This is a genomic window from Caulifigura coniformis (assembly GCF_007745175.1).
In the GTDB taxonomy this organism is placed as follows: Bacteria; Planctomycetota; Planctomycetia; order Planctomycetales; family Planctomycetaceae; genus Caulifigura; species Caulifigura coniformis.
In genome coordinates, this window is record NZ_CP036271.1 from 868,001 (window position 1) to 887,525 (window position 19,525).

Annotated in this window: 20 protein-coding genes and 1 pseudogene; 14 read left to right on the forward strand and 7 right to left on the reverse strand. The window is 63.4% G+C overall.

What is annotated here, in order from left to right:
* Positions 1-99: 99 nt before the first annotated feature.
* Positions 100-2,232 (reverse strand): prenyltransferase/squalene oxidase repeat-containing protein, encoded by a 2,133-nt coding sequence (locus tag Pan44_RS03465; protein WP_197453811.1) that lies wholly within the window; start codon positions 2,230-2,232, stop codon positions 100-102.
* A 179-nt stretch (positions 2,233-2,411) separates the two neighbouring features.
* Between Pan44_RS03465 and Pan44_RS03470 the strand changes: the two genes are divergently transcribed.
* From Pan44_RS03470 to Pan44_RS27225, 3 genes and pseudogenes are all read left to right on the forward strand, one after another.
* Positions 2,412-2,822: a hypothetical protein gene (locus tag Pan44_RS03470; protein ID WP_145027280.1), complete on the forward strand. Its 411-nt coding sequence runs from the start codon at positions 2,412-2,414 to the stop codon at positions 2,820-2,822.
* Between the two features lie 12 nt (positions 2,823-2,834).
* Positions 2,835-3,074, forward strand: a pseudogene (locus Pan44_RS28185) (double zinc ribbon domain-containing protein); the annotation flags it as partial.
* 90 nt (positions 3,075-3,164) lie between these two features.
* Positions 3,165-3,611, forward strand: a complete 447-nt coding sequence (locus tag Pan44_RS27225) for a ComF family protein (RefSeq protein ID WP_197453812.1) — start codon at positions 3,165-3,167, stop codon at positions 3,609-3,611.
* Between the two features lie 19 nt (positions 3,612-3,630).
* Here Pan44_RS27225 and Pan44_RS03480 read toward each other — a convergent pair whose 3' ends face one another.
* The 4 genes from Pan44_RS03480 to fae form a co-directional block, all read right to left on the reverse strand.
* Positions 3,631-5,880 (reverse strand): WD40 repeat domain-containing serine/threonine protein kinase, encoded by a 2,250-nt coding sequence (locus Pan44_RS03480; protein WP_145027284.1) that lies wholly within the window; start codon positions 5,878-5,880, stop codon positions 3,631-3,633.
* Complete coding sequence (locus Pan44_RS03485; RefSeq protein WP_231754215.1) at positions 5,877-6,458, reverse strand: RNA polymerase sigma factor; 582 nt, start codon at positions 6,456-6,458, stop codon at positions 5,877-5,879. Before Pan44_RS03485 ends, Pan44_RS03480 begins: the two co-directional genes overlap by 4 nt.
* 682 nt (positions 6,459-7,140) lie before the next feature.
* On the reverse strand, positions 7,141-8,022 hold the full coding sequence (locus Pan44_RS03490) for an HAD family hydrolase (RefSeq protein ID WP_231754216.1): 882 nt from the start codon (positions 8,020-8,022) through the stop codon (positions 7,141-7,143).
* A gap of 480 nt (positions 8,023-8,502) precedes the next feature.
* Positions 8,503-9,000, reverse strand: a complete 498-nt coding sequence (gene fae, locus Pan44_RS03495; protein WP_145027288.1) for a formaldehyde-activating enzyme — start codon at positions 8,998-9,000, stop codon at positions 8,503-8,505.
* 326 nt (positions 9,001-9,326) lie between these two features.
* Here fae and Pan44_RS03500 point away from each other — a divergent pair, with 326 nt between their 5' ends.
* From Pan44_RS03500 to Pan44_RS03510, 3 genes are all read left to right on the forward strand, one after another.
* On the forward strand, positions 9,327-9,563 hold the full coding sequence (locus Pan44_RS03500; RefSeq protein WP_145027290.1) for a hypothetical protein: 237 nt from the start codon (positions 9,327-9,329) through the stop codon (positions 9,561-9,563).
* Between the two features lie 464 nt (positions 9,564-10,027).
* On the forward strand, positions 10,028-11,035 hold the full coding sequence (locus Pan44_RS03505) for a DUF1559 domain-containing protein (RefSeq protein WP_145027292.1): 1,008 nt from the start codon (positions 10,028-10,030) through the stop codon (positions 11,033-11,035).
* Between the two features lie 156 nt (positions 11,036-11,191).
* Positions 11,192-11,605 carry a transthyretin-like family protein gene (locus tag Pan44_RS03510; RefSeq protein ID WP_145027294.1) on the forward strand — a complete coding sequence of 138 codons (414 nt, stop codon included), beginning with the start codon at positions 11,192-11,194 and terminating at the stop codon, positions 11,603-11,605.
* A 23-nt stretch (positions 11,606-11,628) separates the two neighbouring features.
* Here the strand turns inward: Pan44_RS03510 and Pan44_RS03515 are convergent, their stop codons facing one another.
* Both Pan44_RS03515 and Pan44_RS03520 read right to left on the reverse strand, forming a co-directional pair.
* Positions 11,629-12,783, reverse strand: a complete 1,155-nt coding sequence (locus tag Pan44_RS03515; RefSeq protein WP_145027296.1) for a galactose oxidase — start codon at positions 12,781-12,783, stop codon at positions 11,629-11,631.
* A 47-nt stretch (positions 12,784-12,830) separates the two neighbouring features.
* Positions 12,831-13,616: a 3-ketoacyl-ACP reductase gene (locus Pan44_RS03520; protein ID WP_145027298.1), complete on the reverse strand. Its 786-nt coding sequence runs from the start codon at positions 13,614-13,616 to the stop codon at positions 12,831-12,833.
* Between the two features lie 161 nt (positions 13,617-13,777).
* On the opposite strand from Pan44_RS03520, the gene Pan44_RS03525 reads away from it, so the two are divergent.
* The 8 genes from Pan44_RS03525 to Pan44_RS03560 all read left to right on the forward strand — a co-directional run bounded on the left by Pan44_RS03525 (position 13,778) and on the right by Pan44_RS03560 (position 19,388).
* Positions 13,778-14,395 carry a cytochrome c oxidase subunit 3 gene (locus Pan44_RS03525; protein ID WP_145027300.1) on the forward strand — a complete coding sequence of 206 codons (618 nt, stop codon included), beginning with the start codon at positions 13,778-13,780 and terminating at the stop codon, positions 14,393-14,395.
* Between the two features lie 107 nt (positions 14,396-14,502).
* On the forward strand, positions 14,503-15,660 hold the full coding sequence (locus Pan44_RS03530) for a lactonase family protein (protein ID WP_145027302.1): 1,158 nt from the start codon (positions 14,503-14,505) through the stop codon (positions 15,658-15,660).
* Positions 15,661-15,765: 105 nt separating this feature from the next.
* Positions 15,766-16,620 (forward strand): carbon-nitrogen hydrolase family protein, encoded by an 855-nt coding sequence (locus Pan44_RS03535; protein WP_145027304.1) that lies wholly within the window; start codon positions 15,766-15,768, stop codon positions 16,618-16,620.
* Between the two features lie 122 nt (positions 16,621-16,742).
* Entirely contained in the window at positions 16,743-17,642 is a 900-nt protein-coding gene (locus tag Pan44_RS03540) for a serine/threonine protein kinase (protein WP_145027306.1), read from the forward strand.
* Between the two features lie 124 nt (positions 17,643-17,766).
* Complete coding sequence (locus Pan44_RS03545; protein ID WP_145027308.1) at positions 17,767-18,099, forward strand: ArsR/SmtB family transcription factor; 333 nt, start codon at positions 17,767-17,769, stop codon at positions 18,097-18,099.
* Positions 18,096-18,566, forward strand: a complete 471-nt coding sequence (locus Pan44_RS03550; protein ID WP_145027310.1) for an SRPBCC family protein — start codon at positions 18,096-18,098, stop codon at positions 18,564-18,566. The genes Pan44_RS03545 and Pan44_RS03550 overlap by 4 nt, the downstream gene beginning before the upstream one ends.
* On the forward strand, positions 18,563-18,772 hold the full coding sequence (locus tag Pan44_RS03555) for a hypothetical protein (protein WP_145027312.1): 210 nt from the start codon (positions 18,563-18,565) through the stop codon (positions 18,770-18,772). Before Pan44_RS03550 ends, Pan44_RS03555 begins: the two co-directional genes overlap by 4 nt.
* Before the next feature lie 40 nt (positions 18,773-18,812).
* Positions 18,813-19,388 (forward strand): DUF4256 domain-containing protein, encoded by a 576-nt coding sequence (locus tag Pan44_RS03560; protein ID WP_145027314.1) that lies wholly within the window; start codon positions 18,813-18,815, stop codon positions 19,386-19,388.
* Positions 19,389-19,525: the final 137 nt, after the last annotated feature.

Here is a 19,525-nt window from a genome sequence, read left to right on the forward strand (position 1 = left end):
CCAAACTGATTCCAGAACCAATTCACAGCAACCTGACCGGCGGCAAGTTTAGCCCGGCGGACGGGTTGCGAAAAGGGGCACGCCCGCGGTCAGGGACCGTCAGAATCGCAGGGAGCGGGTTACTTTGTCTCCCGTTTCTCTTACTCTGCCAACAACTTGCGCCGTGCGGACGCCGCTGGGCATTGCTTCGTCGACCCAGCGGTAATACACGTCGCTCAGCCCCGGGCCACGTCCCTTTCTCAACTCGATTTTCTCCGGCATCACCGGCTGGCCGTCGACCGTCAGCGCCTCGAAATCGACCAGCGGAGTCTTCGGCTGCCCCTGGGTCGTGTTCACCCAGGCGCAGCGGATCCGCAATGCGATTCCATGTTCCGGACGTCCGACTTCGTCCACGTCCTCCGGGCGGATGGCAACCAGCGAGATCAGCGGCCGGGAGATCTCCGGGTTTTCCCACCACCGCCAGTCTGCCTCGCGCGCTTTGACGAACTCGACAGCCGCGTCGCTGCCCCCATGCATCCGCAGGGCTCCGTTGGTGACTGCGTCCTTACGGACCGCGACGACCCACTGGTTCTTCATCGACTCCAGCCAGCCCTCCCACGTCGGTTCCCGTGCCAGGAACAGCGTCCGGAATCCGGTCGTCATGTCGCTGAACCACCACGGCTCCGTTCCATGCGCATCCTGCAGTCCGACGAATGGCAACTGGCCGCGATAGCGCTTGAGAAAGGGCTCGCTGTTGGTGAAGTCGGGATTGCCGAAGTGGAACGTGCTGATCGCTGCGAAGCCCCCACGTTCAATGGAGTCGTCCAGCAACAGTCGGACGAGTTCTTCATTCTCGCCGAATTGCCAGAGGACTCTTCCGCCGGCCTCTTCCAGTGGTTTCAGTCGCTTCTCTCGATACTCGTCCCACGTCACCACGCCGGCGTTCGCGAGCGAGGGACCAATGTCAGCGCCGGCCGGCGCAATGATGTCGCTGGTGTGGCTGTAGGTTCCCATACCCGGGAAGTCGACCCACGTGCCGTATTCCTCGTTGGCGACGAAGAAGGTCACCGGAACTTTCTCGCGGTTGGCGGTTTCCTGGGCCTTCTTCAGCCAGGGCGCCTTTGCGTTCTTGGCGCCCCACAGATGAATCTTCAGCGACCTTGCCAGTTCGACCGCTTCCGTTGGGCTCCCCTGTCCGTGTGCCTCGATCTGGATCGTGAAGACTTTGAGGTCGGCAGGAAGAGCCTCTGTCTGGGGAACCGGGCGGGACCTGGGAAGCGGCTCGAATTTCTGGAAGGCTCTCAGCGAGTCGAGCGCGTAGTAGGTCGCCACGGCGTTCGAAAACCAGCCCGGCCGGTCCGAGAATCCGCCATCATCGTTTTGACGAAGCCGAATCATCCGCGCCACGGTTCCAATCTCGCTGACATCCTCTTTCAGCAGTTCGAGGCAGCGAATCGCGGCCCACGTGTAAGCCAGGTCACGCTGTTGGGCGAACTTCGCATCGGGCTGATGCAGCCCGAAACCGCATGAGAGCACCCACGCCACCGCAGCCGTTCGGTTCTCGCCCAGCCTCCCGAGAATATCCAGTGCCTGCAGCCCCCAGAACGTGTTGAGGATGTTGCCGTCGCTGCCGTCGCTGGCCGGTGTATTGCCGAAGCTGCCGTTCGGGCGGCGGCGACTGTCGAGATACTCGATGAATTCCGGGTCGATTTCATCCATCGGCAGGCCCAGCAGCTTGCGGCAGGTGAATGCCGTCAACTGGTGGCGGAAGACCGGGTATCCATGCTTTTCATACTGCTTCAGGTAACCGACCGGCTTCTTCCAGGAAGCGACGCGCTCTCGGAACTCCGAAACGTCCTCACTCAGCCACAGCAGAGACTGAATCTGCATCTGGTCGAACTCGCGATGCTCCTGCTCGAGTTTCTTCCACGAGGCCGGGTGATTCCGGCGAACAAAGTCCGCATGCTTCTTCGGTTCCGGCGGCGCCACACCCAGAATCTGGTAGCACCCGAGGGCCGCATACGTTGGCGAGAGATGAGACGTCGGCTGGTCGTCCCAGGCGAAGCCCCCATCCGGACGCACAAGCGTTTCCAGATAAGTGGCGACAGACTTCCTGACGTCGGCCGGGAGACTGGCTGCTCCTGTCGTGACAGGAATCGCGAAGGTTGCGAGGCCTCCCGCAGTGATGGCGAGCCAGTCCCGCCGCGACAACTCGTGTGCCGAGAACCTCGAACCGATGCTTGAACGACTCATTTCGATCTCCCGGGAGCGGCTCAGGTCGACCCATGACATGAGACTACCTGCGGCCGATTCGGAACGGGAGGTTCGAGCGGTTCTCTTCACCCGGTCTTTAAGCTCTGGACTCACGAAGTCCTTGCGATGCCCCTACGGCTGTGCGAAGGTGTTTTTTTGGTTCCGTGGATGAGAGTGATATGGCTGCGTGGCATTACGATCTGTTCCTGGTAGCGACTGGTCCGTTGGACTCCGGTCCGCTCAAGGCCCGCCTGTCGCGCGACCTGCCCGTTCTGAAGTCTCCGACTTCCAAACTACTGCTGTGGGGCGATGCCGAGGGGGATCGCATCGACTTCTGGGTCGACCATACGCCGCCACAATTCCTGGCGCGTTTCGATCTCAGGACGCCCTCCGACAGCTTCCGTCGGCTCGTGCTCGATGTCGCACGCGAATTCTCGCTGCAACTCCTGAACGCTGAGGATGGAGAGATTGCGGGCAACGACGCAGCGCTGACCGCCGACATGCGGGCCTCGGCCGCACATGCCGCGGCGACGAATCCTCCGGCGGAAGACGAAGAGAACGGAGAGCAGGGCGAGGACGAAGAACCTTGAGAGAGGGGGAGTATGGGCGGGCCAATCCTCCGACGCGTCTTCCGTTCCTCCGGGCGGCTGGTTCGCGACTGGTCTCTCGCCGGCCGGGATTTGTTTTATCCCCCCGGCTGCGCCTTATGCCGGCGGGGGATGCCGGCATCGGCCGGGTCACAATTGTGCGACGGCTGCCGTCAATCCCTGGTTCCCGCGATTGTCGATCGCTGTGAACGCTGCAGCGCGCCGGTTGGCCCCCATATTGATACGCAGGCCGGTTGCATTCACTGTCGACGCGACCGATGGGCATTTCGACGTGTCTGGTCTCTCGGCCCGTATGCCGATGCCCTTCGCGACGCTTGCCTGAGGATGAAGCGCGCTGGAACCGATCCGCTTGCCGCCGCGCTCGCCGGAGAACTCGCCCGGACCTGGGGAGAGAATCTCGTTTCCGGCCAGTACCACGCGATTGTTCCGGTGCCCCATCACTGGCGACAGCGACTCGGAAGAACGCAGCTCGTGCCGATCACAATGGCGAGGCGACTTTCGAAGCATCTGCGTGTCCCGGTTCATACCGACCTGGTCCGCAAGGCGCGGTTGACCGCGCAGCAGTCAACGCTCAGCGCCACCGCCAGACGGTCGAACCTGAACAACGCCTTCCGGCCCTGTTCAGGCATCCGGCTGACCGGCGGCCGTTTCCTCGTGGTTGACGACGTCCTCACCACGGGAACGACGGCCGATCGTGTCGCGCGTGTCCTGCGAGACCTCGGAGCCGAAGCAGTCGACGCTATCGTCGTCGCCCGCGGGCTGGGCCAATGAGTCACGCTTCGCCGCGCCCTCAGTCGATCAAGTCCGGCTTCCAGAGCTTGACCTGACCTTCGCGTCCGGCCGTCGCGAGGAGGCCGTCGTTTGAAAACGTCAGGGTGTAGATCGTTCCCGTGTGTCCGACGAGCGTCGGCAGGGATTTGAGGTGGCGGGCATCCCACAACCGGACATCGCGGTCCTCGCCCACGGAGGCGAGCAGATGTCCCTTGGGAGCGAATGCGACGGCCCAGACATCGGAGGTATGACCTTCGAGAGTCCCCATCGGCTTTCCGGACGCGCTGTCCCAGATCCGGACGGCACGATCCCAGCCGCCGGTCGCGACCAGCGAGTTGTCGGCTGAGAACGCGATGCCGTAGACCCCCCCGGTGTGCCCCTGAAGTTCGGTTCGCTCTCGTCCCGTCTGGACGTTCCAGATCCGGGCGGTGGAATCACCACCCGCGGATCCCAGGGTCGCGCCGTCATGCGAGAAGGCAACGTGGGTAATAATCCCCTTGTGCCCCAGGAACGATTTCGTCTTCTCGCCCGAATCGGCGTTCCACAGATCGAGGTGGCCCGTGCGGGTCCCGACGGCGACCACATGGCCTGCCGGCGCGAACTTCAGCGTCCGCACCGGACCTTCGGCCTTGAAGGTGCGAACGATCTGGTCTGAGTTGAGATCAACGATGTGAACGGACCCATCGTCGTGTCCCGTCGCCAGCAGTTGTCCGTCGGATGACACGGACGCCGCCCAGGTGGCCCCTTCGTGAACAGTGAGTGTCGAGTCAGGCTCGCGCTTGTCGACATCCCAGACTTTCACCGTCCCGTTCTCCACGGCGGTCATCAGGTCCTTGCCGTCCGGAGTGAACGCAACCGACCAGATGGGACCGGAGTTGCCGGAGAGCGTCGCGAGCGCCGAAGGACCGACTTCACGGCTTGGCTCAGCAGGCGGAACTGTTCTTCCTTTCTGAAAGGCCCAGACGAGCCCCATCATCACGACGGCGCCCATCGCCATTCCGGCCGTCATCGCCAGCCAGCGGCTGCGACGATGCTGCCGCATCACCGTTTCACACGCGCCGGTGGTATGGACCGCGGGAATCTGAACCGGCGAGACCGGCTCGAAGGCTGACAGTCGCTTCGCGAGTTCTTCGGCGACGACCGCCGCCGAAATCGGTCGCTGATCCGGCCTCTTCGCCAGTAACTGCTGAATCATGTCGTTCAGCCAGGCGGGAATGTCCGGATTGAGCGAACGCGCCGACGACGCGGGCCGGTCGGTGATCTGCTTGAGTACGGCGAGTGGAGTCGCACCGCGGAACGGGGGGCGCCCCGTCGCCATCTCGTAAAGCACAGCCCCCAGACTGAACAGATCTGAGCGCTCATCGAGCGGCTCACCCAGCGCCTGCTCGGGAGACATGTAGAGCGGCGTGCCAGCCACAAACCCCGTCCGCGTGATCGACAGGTCTTCGATGCAGCGGGCCAGGCCGAAATCGGTCAGTTTCGCGCGCCCGGTCGTCGAGTCGAGCAGGATGTTGCTCGGCTTGAGATCGCGGTGGATCACCCCCTGCGCGTGAGCGGCCGCCAGGCCGGCCGATGTCTGCAGCCCGATCCGCAGGATCTCGAGCAGTGGAAGCTTTCCATCGCGGGCGAGCTTCTTCTCGAGCGTCTCCCCCTGGATCAGCTGCATCACCAGGAACGGCAGCTTGCCGTCGGCCATCTTCTCAACCTGGTAGACCGAGACGACATGGTCGTGCGAAATCGCGGCGGCCGACCGGGCCTCGCGGCAGAACCGCTGCCGCGAGACTTCATCGTTCGCCAGCTGGGGATCAAGCACCTTCAGGGCCACGGTGCGATGCAGATACTTGTCATGCGCCTCGAACACCAGGCCCATGCCGCCGCGTCCGATGAGGCGGGTGATGTCGAAATGACCGAGACGCCCGAGGAACGCCGGGTCGTCTGAAGGTTCCAGGAATTCAAGCCCGTCGCCGGTCGCCGGAGGCGTTGGAGTCGAGGTCGGGACAAACGTCTGCTGCAGGGCCGGATCCTCCAATTGCTGTGCGGCCTTGAGCGCGGGCCAGTACGCCGATTCGCTGGCCGGCATCGTTTTGTCGATGTGCTGAACCAGTTCGATGATGCGGGATTGCGAGTCGGCCAGCATCTCCAGTCGCTGCTGGCAGCCCGAGCATTCCCCCACATGCTCAACGACGTCCGACTGCGGTGTCTCCACAGACGAGTCGTTCAGCAGTTCTTCCAGCGCCTCTTTCGGCGGGCAGGTGGTCTGGGCTTTCATGAGTTCGCCTCCAGGTCTTCATTCAGGCGGCGCTGGACGGCCTCGCGGGCCCGGGCCAGCACGCGGCTTTTCGCGACGTACACCGACCCTGCGGACATGCCTAGCGACCGGGCCACTTCGGGAACCGGCCGATCTTCCACGGCCGTCTGCCAGAATGCGGACCAGATTCTTTCGTTGAATTCGTTCTGCAGCTCCTCGAGCACCACGGCGGTCAGGCTTCGCTGGTAGTCGACTTCCCACTCGTCTTCGAGCGTGCCGCCGCGATCGGGTTGAGCACTCAGCAGCGACTGGACGTTCGAGTCGCCAGTCGCCCGCGGCTTTCCATTGCGCGACGACAGCAGCGTCAGGACGCGGTTCCGCGTCAACGTGAACAGCCAGCCACGGAAGCGGCCCTGACGCGGGTCGTAGTCCAGCTTCTGGATCGCCGACGTCACCGACCGCAGCACATCCTGCATCGCGTCAGCAGCGTCCGCGTCCTGCAGCCCCCTGCGACGCGCGAATCCATAGATGACCGGGCCGTAGATGGTCACGAACTCATTCCATGCCGGCTGGTCCGACCGGTCGCGTAGCCGAATCAACAGGCTCGCTCGAGTCAGAGGTGAATCCTGAATTTCCACGAGACTCTCCCGCCAATGCAGGTCGCCCGGCCGCCGGCGTAGGCAGCGGCGACACATGATGGTCGGAATCATAGGCAGGAGGCGTACCCGTCGGCGACACGCCAGGGGCTACTTGCACGAATCCCGAGTACCCGGCCTGCATCGCCGACTCGATCGCCATGCGATTCACTTCGCGGGCCGCTGTCGGATCCAGAACGCCCGAAAGACGCGATACTCGGTGCGAGCCCCGCCCCAGGAGGCCCGAAGATGGGCCAATCCCTGCCAGCCATCGCCACACCCGCAGACGCACGTCCGACGCTCGGTGCGCGTTTGAATCGTTCAGAATCATTGTTGTCTCCGGGGGCGGACGCCGTTTGCGTGTCGGCCGGGCGCGTCACCAGTCGCGTCCGCCAGATGCCAATCCGTGCGGTCCTGCTGTTACTACCAGCGGATCAGCCGGGACTTACAATTTGCGCCGAAAGACGTTGGGCGACAGACGGGCCCGGAAGCGAGGCAAGTCGAGAGCCAGGAATCCTTTGCGGAATTCCGAGAAAAGCCGCCGAAGAGCAGGGCGGTGGGATCGCAGCAGGGGCCAGCTACAGCAGACGCCGGGCCGCGACACGGCGACGCCGGGCCTCATGAGCCCGGCGCCGTCCGGCGTGACTTACGCAACCGGCCAGCTGGGATCAGCCGGGAGGTACTTCTCGAACTCGGCGATGAGTTTCGCTTCGTAGTCGCCGGCGAAAGTGCCCTTGAGGAAGCGGTCCATTCCGGCCTTGTTGAACTCGGCCCAGCTTCCGTCTTCGTGGTTGGGGTTGATGGGGAAGTAGAGGACGCCATTGGTCTTGGCGGCCTTCATGTCGCCGGGGGCGTCGCCCATCATCAGGATCTTCGACGTGTCGTAGCCGAAGGTCCTGGCCTTGGCGAGGATTTCGGCTTTGCTGCCGACTTCCTGGCCGCAGATTTCGGCGATGTGGCCATCGAGCTTGTGCTCGGCCCATTCCTTCTGGAGGGCCGGCGTGGGCGTCGCGGAGCAGACGATCAGATCGGCCTGCGGGAACAGCTTCTCGAGAGCCTCACGAACGCCCGGGAACGGCGGGACGTCGTGGACGAGGTCTTTCACGGTCGCGTCGACGGCCGTCGACCAGGCGGAGGCGGTCTTGAGGTCCGGATCGTTGGTCTTTTCGGCCTCGGCCTTCACCGTGCCGCTGGAGAGCTTGGTTTCGCGCTTGAGCCATTCGCGAACGCCGTTCATCGCGGGGAGCTTGAAGCCGCGGGCCTGCACTTCCGGCCGGCGGGCCAGGAGATCGAGGGCCTTGATGTAGGCCGGGAAGCGGTTGGCGCCACGGTCCTTGGAGTACAGGTTGATGAACTCGCACGTCTCGCGGGCGTACTTGGAGATCGCCTGCAGGCCGAAATGCTTGATGTAGTTCGGGATGAAGCACTCCTTGTGCTTGATCTCCATGCTGTCGAACACGCAGCCGTCCGAGTCGATGGCGACCAGAAAGTCGTGCTTGCGTTTGAAGTTGGCGAGGGCTTCGGCCACGGCAGTTCACTGTTGGGAAGGTGGTGCGGATTGGGAAGCTCGCCACGATATCGACTGCCGAAGGCGGGAAAAAGGATCCGGCGGCAATACGCAGGCTCGGGCGGGGATTGGGAACACTGCGGAGTGTTTGACGCCGAGGGGAGCAAGGAGGGCGCGTTGTGTGGGTGGTACTGTACTCCTCGCCCTCTTTCTTCCCCGTGAAGTCTTACGGAGGGATCGGGAGAGCGTGGGTGGTGCGGACAGGGATCCGGCCGGGCCGGGGTGTGTGACGACAGGGTGACGGTAGTTGTGTTCATAGGTCCTCCATCATGACGGGGGCGGTTGCGCGGGAGGGCCGGAACTCGGTACTCGGAAGTGCTTTGGCGAGTATGGATTGGGGCGGGGCGAGTCCCAAAGTGATCCGCCCTGCGGCAACGTGGGCGCACGAAAAAAGCCCGGAAGCAGCTTCCGGGCTCACTGTCAGTTCTTCAGGCCAATGGCTTAGACGCCGGAGAACGGGTGCTTGGCCGTTTCTTTCTGGGCGGTGACTTCGTCCGCCTTGGGCTCGCCCTTCAGAGCGCGGGCGATGGATTCCTTGGTGGCCTTGTAGTTGTACTCGTAGATCTTCTTGTCGTCGGCGGCTTCCCAGTGGATGAACACGCCGCAGACGATGCAGAGCTTTTCGCACTGATCCTTCGGGATCACGCCTTCGGCGACGCTGTCGGCGACGGCCTTGGCGACGGCGTACTGGGCCGGGCCAAACATCTGGACCGCCTGCTTCGCCCCCTTGATCGTCACCTTGGTGATCATGACGGTCGACGGCTTGACCGCCAGATTGGGCGTCAGCACCGCCAGCAGGTTGCTGTGGCCGGCCGACTGGTTGGCGAGGGCGTTTGCGAACGCGACGCCGACGGGGCCCGACTTGTCACCGATCAGCAGGTCGATGTGCGCAACTTCATTGCCTTCACCGACGAGCGACTCACCAACGTAGAACGACATGCTGCCTCCCCCTCAAATTGCGGCGCTTCCGTCCGCACCCGATGGCAGACGGTGAGATGTTTCGTCGCCGTGTGATACCAAGGAAAACCCTGAATTGCCAGTTGTCGTGCATTCTGGAAACCCTAACACCGGGCGTTGGTCACTGGCGGGCCGAGGGGGCCGGGCTCTATAATTCGCCCGTGAAGGAATGGTAGTCCGTTCACCTTCTTGTCTTTTCAGCGGTGTGATGCAGCCGGTTGCCGTGGGATGATTCGGCAAGGTCAATTCTCGCAGTCGCTTTCCAGGGACGCAGGCGAACCGCTTTGTGGTCACGACGACGGTTCTTTATGACTTCCGTTTCTCTGCCCGTTACGGAACTGGGTTCCGGCGTGGTCAACGCCGAAGACTTCGTGCAGCGTCTGGTCGGCCGTTCTCAGCTTGAGCGCGATGACGACCTGGAGCATGGAGAGTTCGGTCTGAAAGACCTGCTGACGGGAGCGCGCATTCGCGTTCCGGTGATTGAACTCAACCACTACGCCGCGTCCACGCACGAACGCGTCTCGTTGATGCGGGAAGAGGCGTAGTACTGCCCCTCCGCGACCTGGCGTCGGCGTTCGTTTTCATTGTCAGCGGTGGTCTTGATCGTCCAAGCCGCTCAGGGGGGCTTGCGTCGAGTCACTCGCGTGAGCGCCGCAAAATCGAACTGGGTATTCACCCCTCTCGCGGCATAATGCGCCGCGACCCGCTCTTTTGTGCAAATCTCCTTTTCTTTCGCGGTAGTCCCAGTTCTAATTGACCGTTGACCAGCCTCCGGGCTGACGTAGTGTGATTTTTGAGGTCGCCGCGTGACCTCCCTGTCTCTGGCTGATGATCCGCTTCCGCAACCCGCCCGCTCAACTCGCGAGGCAGGCTTAATGAAGAAGCGTCCGCGACTGCACGTCTGAGTTCTGTTTCTCCACTTCCTGCGTGATCTGCATCGCGCTTCGTCTCAGGAATTCCTGGCGAGTGCGTTTTGTTGTTTTCCTTCATTGGTCTGGAGCGTGTTCTCATGAAGCTGCCACTGTCGAACGGCCGGCACAAAGTCCGGGGGTTCACCCTTATCGAGTTGCTCGTCGTCATCGCCATCATCGCGATCCTCATCGCACTGCTGCTCCCCGCGGTCCAGCAGGCCCGCGAAGCCGCGCGACGCACCCAGTGCCGCAACAGCCTCAAACAGCTCGGGCTGGCGATGCACAACTACCACGACGCCTTCAACATGTTTCCGGGCGTGAGCTACGACCACGAAATCCAGGGAGGTGACGAGAATCTCCACGCCAGCTACGGCTGGGCCGTCTTCCTCTTTCCGTACATCGACCAGGCGCCTGCCTACAACCAGTTGGCCCCCGGCGGCCTGCGTCTCCACGACGCCGTGAAGGTTCCGGCCCTGCTCACAATCCTCCAGACGCCGATCCCGGTGTTCCGGTGCGCGTCCGATACCGGACCCACACTGAACACGCACTACCCGATCAACGACAGGTCCGGAACCGCTGCCCAGCGGAAGGCCGTGGCGATGTCGAACTACGTGGGCGTGAGCAGCGCTGGGGACGTGGACCGTCTCGATACCAACGGCACCTTTGTTCCCGCGACGAATGTTCAGGGGAACAAGATCGGCAAGCGCGGCATCCGCGACATGACGGACGGCACGAGCAACACGTTGATGATCGGCGAGCGGGCCTGGAAACTCGCCGGCGTCGAAATCGGTGCGGCCAACGTTTACGGGCACAATGGGAATGCCGACATCGAGCATAGCCCCAGCTACGTCGACGGCTTCATCTCTGTCGTCGCCGGCGGAAAGCCCGATATGAATGAAATCGCCACCTGCGGCACCGCTTGCAACGACGTCGACGGGCGGCAGGGCTTCTCCAGCGTCCACACCGGAGGCGCCCATTTCCTCGCCGGCGACGGCTCGGTTCGCTTCGTCAGTGAAAACATCGATCACAAGATCGGCGGAGCGACTGATTCGCTCTACGAACTGGTCATGAATGTCAGCGATGGCCTGCCCGTCGGCGAATTCTGAACGTGAACCTGCCCGGCCGGGCGCGCGGAACAGTGCGCCTGGCCGATTTTCCAATCGCTGTGACCGGGTCATCAATCCATTCCGCATGACCGGAGCCGCGGGACTTGCCGCTGCGCATCAGGCGCGGCGCCCGCCCGTCCGGAACAGGTCGACATCATGAAGCGCTCAATTCTTTCGCTCGCTGCTCTCCTCGGGTTCGTCATCTCTGGATGCGGCGCCGACGGCCCGGACATCGGGTCGGTGACCGGTGTCGTGACCCTCGATGGCCGACCCGTCGAGGGGGCCATGATCTATTTCGAACCGGTGAAAGGTGGCCGCAGTTCGACGGCCCTCACCGATACCGAAGGGAAATACGAACTGAAGTACATCGGCGATCGCATGGGGGCGCTGCTGGGCGACCACCAGGTGCGGATCACCAAATTCCGGAAAGCCATTCAGGATGACCACGGCAAGGTCACCGACAAGGGGATGCCGGAGCAGTTCCCGAAGACGGCCAACTCGGAATCCAACCTGACGGCAAAGGTCGAACCGGGCGACAACGTCTATGATTTCGCAGTCGTGTCGAAGTAGCCGTTGCCCTGCCGCGCGCCCGATCAGTCGAGGATCTCCGATCCAGCGGTGAGCACGCGGCGCGTTCGGACACCTGGCCGGATCTCGCCGCTTGGAATGACGATCAGGCCCTGCCAGAAGGCCGATCCGGTGGTGACCGGAGGCCAGACACAATCCCAGGGCTTCGTTGCCGGGTCCGATCCGTTCCAGCGGACGATCGGCTGCTCGGGCCGCCATTCGTCCTTCGCGATGTTGTACGAGAAGACGGTCGTCTCGAACCCCGGGTGACGATCCTCTTCCGCGGCGCTCAGCGACCCATCATCGCCGCTGATCACCAGCAACCTGCTATCGGTCACAAGCGGCGCGGGAGTGGGACATGCAACACGCGGTGCCGGAAGATCGGCCAGACGCTTCCATGTCGTGCCTCCGTCTTCCTCAAACCGCAGTCGCCACGCCTCCTTGAGAAACGGCTTGATCCGTTCGGGCGCCCCCTTCGCATCGGCCTGCAGGCTGACTCCCCCGAACAGATAGAAGTCGTTCCCCTGAGCTCCTGCGGTCGCCAGCATGCGTCCGGCCCCTGACCGGCCCGCGAGAGTCTTCCATTGCCGTGCGGCGGGCGGCGCGGCCGTGTCGAGTACAAAGACCTTGTTCACTGCCTGCGTCGATGTCGGAGATTCAATCCCGCCTGCGACCACGATCTTCGATCCCACCAGCGCTCCCGCACTGTTGGCCAGCGGCATCGGGAGCGACGGCTGTGCGATGACGCGCACGTCCTGGTCGTCGGTCTGCAGGAGAAACACCTCGGCGGAGTGCCGGTTTGCGTCGCTCCCGCCGATGCACCAGAGACCTTCAGGAGTCGAAATCGAGACGCCGTATCCCAGGGGACGGGGCAACGTCGTCATGCACGTCCGCCAGGCTCCCTCGGCGTCGTCGAGCACATAGATGGCGTCGCGCCAGGTCTTCACTCCGCCGGCCCACGGCCGTTTCCCCTCTGCGAAGTTGGCCCCGCCCGCAACGATCAGCCTTTCGTTGCTCACTCCGACGAAGGGCCCCGCCACGCCGAGTGGATCGGGAATGGACGGCAGTTCGCTCCAGCCTGTCTCCTTGAGTGCAGTCTGCTGCCCCATGGCCGGGAGCCCTCCCGTGATCCACACGGCGGTTGCAAAGAAGATCGCGAGGGGAAGATTTCGTCTGTTCATGGTGTCGTCGATTCTTCAGCAGTTCCTGGGTGTCGCGATTCCGCGGCTCACAACGTCCGGATCGTCATCCCGCCGTCGATCTTCAGAACCTGTCCCGTCGCATACGGGATGTCTCCGCGGACGAGGGCCGCAACCGCCCGGCCGACGTCGTCCGGCTCACCCCACCGGCGATCGAGAGTCAGCCCTCCGGCGATCAGCCGGTCGTATTTCTCCGTCACCCCCGACGTCATGTCGCTGCGGATCACGCCAGGCTGGATTTCATAAACGGGAATGCCGAATTCGGCCATCCGGGTGGCCCACAGCCAGGTCGCCATCCGCGTCGCCGCCTTCGACAGACAGTAGTCGCCCCGATTGGTCGAGACGAACTCGGCCGACACGGACGAGACGTTGATGATGCAGCCCTGAAAACCCTGATCGGCCTGCCGTTGTTCGACCATCCAGCGGGCGGCGGCCTGAGTCAGAAAGAACGGGCCTTTGAGGTTCACGCCCATCACTCGATCGAACGATTCCTCGTCCGCTTCGTTGAGGATGTCTTTTCGTCCGGGCGAAGTGATGCCGGCGTTGTTGATCAGGACGTCGAGCCTTCCGAATCGTGATCGCACGGCCTCGAGCATTGATGTCCGGTCGGCTGCCGAACTGACGTCCCCCCGCGCGTAGGCGACCGCGGCTCCCTGCGACGTGATCTCGCGGATCGCCTCCTGCGCATCTGCCTCGGGCCGGACCCCGTTGAGCCCGATGTCGTATCCATCGCTGGCGAGCCTGCGAGCGATCCCCAGCCCGATTCCGCGGGTGCTGCCGGTGATCAAGGCGACGGGGCGTGGCGAGGCGGGCATCAGTTCTGCGATCAGTGGATCCGGGAGACAGGCCAAAGGTGATGGCGACTATACTCCAGTGACAGTTTGCAGGAGTACCGGTTCGTGCCGTCGGGACGCGTCCCGTACCCGGCCCCCTGCCGGTGCGTGGAAGCCAGAGACCTTTCCCGGTCGAATTGCGAATGACGGACCGCCTGCCCCGCACGCCTCCCGCCGCAACGCCGCCGATCCCAGATCGTCATGCCGTGGGCCGCCTTCGCGATGCGCAGCGCGCGGCGTTCATCCTGGGACTGATCGTCACGTCCAGCCTGGGAATCTTTGCCGGTTGCCTGCGTCTCTTCGGCCACCCCAGTCCCGGCGATTCCCTGCAGTTTCCGGTCGCGTTCGGTGTCAGCACGCTGCTTCTTCTCGCCGGCAGCATCGCCATGAATCGCGCTCTGCACTTTGTCTGCATGGAGCGTCAGCCCGAGTTTCGCGGGTGGCTCAAAGTCACCGCTGTGCTCGCCGCACTGTTCATGGGAATCCAGTCGTATGGTCTCCTGGGAATGACGCCGGCGACAAGGTCTCCGACGGAAACGTCGCTGGGAGTCCGGCCGCTCGTGATGACGCTGGCCGGCCTGCACGTGATGCACTTCTTCGTGGCGACGCTCTTCATCTCGGTCGTGCTCTCGCGTTCCATCGCCGACCGCTACGACCACGAGTACCATTGGGGCGTGACCGTGTGCGCGTGGTTCTGGCACCTGCTGGGCTTCGTGTGGATGGCCATCCTGGCTGTGTTCGCGATCGCCATCGGCTCGTGACAGAAGCCCGGCTTCCGCAGGCGAGCGCGCGGCGATCCCGGCGCTTCTCCTCTGCGGCAACCGGAGAAGCCGGGCTTTCCCACTCCTCCTCCGAAAGCGCCTCCTCGATGCCACGAAGAATTCTGTTCCTCGCCGCGCTGGCCTTCGCTCCACTGGCTTCCATGTCGCACGCCGCTGAATCTCCTTCCGAAGTCACCGTCTACTTCGGAACCTACACGCGCGGCAGCGACAGCAAGGGGATCTATGCCTCGAAGCTGAATCTCAAGACAGGCGAACTGAGCAAGCCGGAACTCAAGGCCGAGATCGCCAATCCGTCGTTCCTCGCGATCGCTCCCGATGGCCAGCACCTGTACTGCGTGGCCGAGCTGGCGGAGTTCGAAGGGAAAAAGAACGCCGGCGGAGTCGCGGCCTTTGAGATCGACGCGGCCACGAAGAACCTCAAGCCCCTGAACCAGCAGTCATCCGGCGGCGGCGGACCGTGCCACATCGTCGTCGATCATTCCGGCCGAAACGCGCTCGTCGCCAACTACGGCGGGGGCAGCGTCGCGTGCCTGCCGATCAATGAAGACGGCACGCTGAAGCCCGCCTCGTCGTTCATCCAGCACACCGGCGAAGTCGCCGACAAGAAACGCCAGCAGGGCCCGCACGGGCACTCGATCAACGTCGACCCCAACAACGCCTTTGCGATCGCGGCCGACCTGGGGCTCGACAAGCTGCTCGTCTACAGGTTCGACGCTGACAAGGGGACGCTCACGCCGAACGATCCGCCGTCCACATCGCTGCGGCCGGTCGATGGGCCCCGCCATTTCGCGTTCCATCCCGGCGGGAACTTCGCCTACGTCATCAACGAAATCTCGCTGACGATCACGGCCCTGCGCTACGCTCCCCAGCATGGCGTTCTCTATGCCATGCAGACCATCAGCACCGTTCCCGACGACATCAAGGGCCCGCAGTATTCGACGGCCGAGGTGCAGGTCCATCCTTCCGGCAACTGGGTGTACGGCTCGAATCGAGTCCACGACAGCATCGCGATGTTCTCGGTCGACCCGAAGACCGGCGAGCTGAAGTCGCTCGGCCAGGAACCCTGCGGCGGCAAGATTCCGCGCAATTTCGGCATCGACCCGACTGGCCAGTTCATGCTCGTCGCGAACCAGGACTCCAACAACGTCGTCGTCTTCCGGATCAACCAGGAGACCGGCAAGCTGGAGAAGACGGGCGTCGAGATCGCGTGTCCGAAGCCAGTCTGCGTGAAGTTCCTGTTCTGATCAGACGAACTCGCCCCGGTGAACGGGGCGCGTCGGCCTGCGGCGTGAGCGGCTGGCGCCAGCCGCTCCGTTGCGCGAACAACCCTCAACGAAAAGTGTTCCCCCATGCTGATCGCTGCCGTCCAGATGGACGTCAAAATCGGTGACGTCGCCGGCAACTCCAAACGAATGGCCGACTTCATCCGCCACAACGCGTCCGGCGGAGTGCGGCTCTCGGTTTTTCCGGAATGCGCGGCGACCGGATACTGCTTCGATTCGCTCGAAGAAGGGCGGCAGTACGGCGAAACGCTCGAGGGCGGCTCGGTCGAGACGCTCACCGCCGCCTGCCGTGCAGGGAACACTTACGCCGTCTACGGAACGCTCGAGAAGACCGAGACCGACCTCTACAACGCGGCCGTCCTCGTCGGGCCCCAAGGGCTCATCGCGACCTATCGCAAGGTCCATCTCCCCTGGCTCGGCATCGACAAGTTCACGACCTACGGCGACCGCGCGTTCGATCTCCACGAGGTCGACGGAGTCCGGCTGGGCATGAACATCTGCTACGACTCCGGGTTCCCGGAATCGTCGCGATGCCTCGCCCTCCTCGGCGCGGATCTCGTTGTGCTGCCGACGAACTGGCCTCCCGGGGCGGAATGCCTGGCCGAGCACGCCATCCGCACGCGGGCCATGGAGAATGGCATCTATTACCTCGCAGTGAATCGCGTCGGAGAAGAGCGGGGGACGACCTTTATCGGCCGCAGCAGCATCTGCGCACCGAACGGCGACGTGATGGCGATGGCGTCTGCCGGTCACGAGGAAATCCTGATCGCCGAGATCGACCCCGAACGGGCCCGCCGGAAGCGGATCGTCCGCAGCCCCGGCAAGCATGTGATCGACCGCGTCGCCGATCGCCGGCCCGACATGTACGGACCGATCGTCGCCCCGAGCACCCTTCGGACGCCGCGGCAGGATGGCGGCTGACCGATGAACCATCGTCGCCAGCCATCCCCTTGCGGCAGCCCCGATTGGGGAACAAGATGAGGGAGCTTCCTGGCATTCACGCATCTCGCTGAGGAACCGGTTCCACGCGGATTGGATCACGCATGAAGTTCCTCAAAAAACTGTTCGCACCGGGCCCCGCCAAGGCCAGGCCAGTCGACGTCAAAAAACGGTTCGAGCTGATCGGGCGGGTCGGGCAGGGGAGTATGTCGAAGGTCTGGCGCGCCCGCGACTCGATGTCCGGCAAGCCCGTCGCGCTCAAGGTCCTCGACAAGGCGAAAACGGCCCGCCTCGAGAAACGCTTCGTCGGTTTGAACCGGCCACCCGAAGGGGTCGTCGCGATCGGGCTCCGTCATCCGAACATCGTCCGCACTCATGAGCATGGACTGACGACCGACGGTGAACAGTACCTGGTGATGGAGTTCGTGGAAGGCGTCGGACTGAGCTACCTGGTCGACCGCCAGAACGAGCGGATGAAAACGAACTGTCTCTGGTATGCCGTCCAGCTCGGCGAGGCGCTCGACTACCTCCATCGGCACCAGTGGATCCACCGCGACCTCTGCCCGCGGAACATCATCGTCTCCGACGAAGACGTCGTGAAGCTGATCGACTTCGGCCTGGTCGTCCCGAATACGCCACCGTTCCGCGCCCCGGGCAATCGCACCGGCACCGCCAGCTACATGGCCCCGGAACTCATCAAGCGGCTGGCGACGGACGAACGCATCGACATCTTCTCGTACGCGGTGACCGTCTTCGAAATGTTCGCCAAACAGCTTCCCTGGAAGACCGATCAGGCCGACACCATGGAGAGCGTGCTGCAGCACATCAACACACCTCCGCGCGATCTCAAGAAGCTCGTTCCCGGCATCGATGAGCAGGTGGCCGCGACCGTCATGAAGGGCTTGGCCAACGATCCGCGCGACCGCTGGCCCACCGTCCGCAAGATGGTCGACGACCTCAAGGCCAGCGGCCGGCGGCTGAACCTCCTTCCGGCCGACGAGTAGCAGCTGCCCGCTGCAGGCCGATCGATTCGGGAAGCCCGGTCTCCGAGCGGCATCAGCGCAGGAATCCAGGCGTGTCTGCAATCTGGATTGACACGTAAGTGTATTCTTACGTATTTTCTGCGGCATGTTAGCGACTGCCGAACCGACCCACGACGTCTTCGCCGCGATCAGTCATCCAGCGCGACGAAGGATGCTCGATCTCCTCATCGAGACAGATCGCTCCGTTCATACCCTCGCCGGGCACTTCCAGATGAGCCGCCCGGCCGTCTCGCAGCACCTCCGCATTCTCCTGGATGCCGGCCTGGTGACCGAGCAGCGGCGCGGACGCGAACGTCACTACCACCTCATCCCCGACAGACTCGGCGAGGTGCGCGACTGGATGGCCCAGTACGAAAGGTTCTGGGATGACCGCCTCCAGCGGCTTCAGAATCTGCTGTCGAAAAAGGACGAAGAATGACTCAAACGATTCGCAAAGAACTCCGGCTCCCGCAGTCGAGGGAGCAGGTCTGGCGGGCGATCACCGACAGCGCCACTCTCGCCGAGTGGATGTTTCCCAACGATTTCGAGCCCCGCGTCGGGCACACCTTCACATTCCGTGTCCCGCCGAATCCGAAGGTGGGATTCGAAGGACTCATCGTCGACAGCGAAGTGCTCGAGTGTGAACCGCCGAGCCGCCTGATTTTCACGTGGTCTGCCGGCGAACTCACGGGAACCTGCGTGAGCTTCCGACTCGAGCCCGATGGCGACGGAACGCGTCTCCTGTTCGAGCATTCGGGGTTCGATGTCTCCAGCCCCTTCGGCAAACAGGCGTTCCACGGCGCCGAGTTCGGCTGGGCGAAAATGCTCAAGCAGCTCTCCGATGTCGTCGCGAACTTACGCTCCGGCTGCAGTGAGTCATCAACACGGGAGATCCCTGCGTCATGACCTCCAGCACTTCCCGCACGATCCTCCGCTGGATTCACCTCGTCTTCAGCATCCCGATCATCGGCTACGTCTACAGCCCGTTCGAAGAGATTCCGAACTACGCAGCTCCCACCCGCTATCTCTTCCTCCCCATCCTTGTCCTTACGGGGTTGTGGATGTGGAAGGGCCATTGGGTGCGGCGGCTGCTTTCAAAGCGGTCGGCCTGATCGGACGCTCACGACTTCTCCCTGAAACTCGCAGGAAACCATGGCCAAGAAGGCGACCTCCACGAACGCGTTGTCGACCGAACGACGCGACGAACTGCTCAAGACGCTCGCGACCCGGTTTGAGAACAACATGGCCCGTCATCAAGGGCTGGCCTGGGCCAAAGTCCTGCCCCGGCTCATCGCCAGCCCCGGGAAGCTGTGGTCGCTCAATGAAATGGAAAGCACCGGCGGCGAGCCGGATGTGATTGGCCACGACCGGAAATCGGGCGAGTCCATCTTCGTGGATTGCTCTGCCGAAACGCCGAAAGGTCGCCGGAGCATCTGCTTCGACCCCGAGGCGCTCGAATCCAGGAAAGAGCACAAGCCGAAACACAGCGCCGTTGGTCTCGCGGCCGAAATGGGAATCGACCTCCTGACGGAGGAGCAGTACCGGGAACTTCAGAAGCTCGGAGAGTTTGATAAGGCCACGTCGAGCTGGGTGCAGACGCCCGCCGACATCCGGAAGCTCGGCGGAGCCCTCTTCTGCGATCGCCGCTTCGGCCACATCTTCCTCTACCACAACGGAGCCGAATCCTACTACGCCGCCAGGGGCTTCCGGGGAATGCTCAAGGTGTAAGGGCGTCTCGATACACGACGCCGGGCATCCCGCGCCGGATCGCTTCCAGAGAGCCGACTCGTCATCATCCCGGCGGGCCCCTCCTCGAAGCTGCGGGATGAACTCTGCATGAAAACGATTCAGCGGATCGTCTGTCG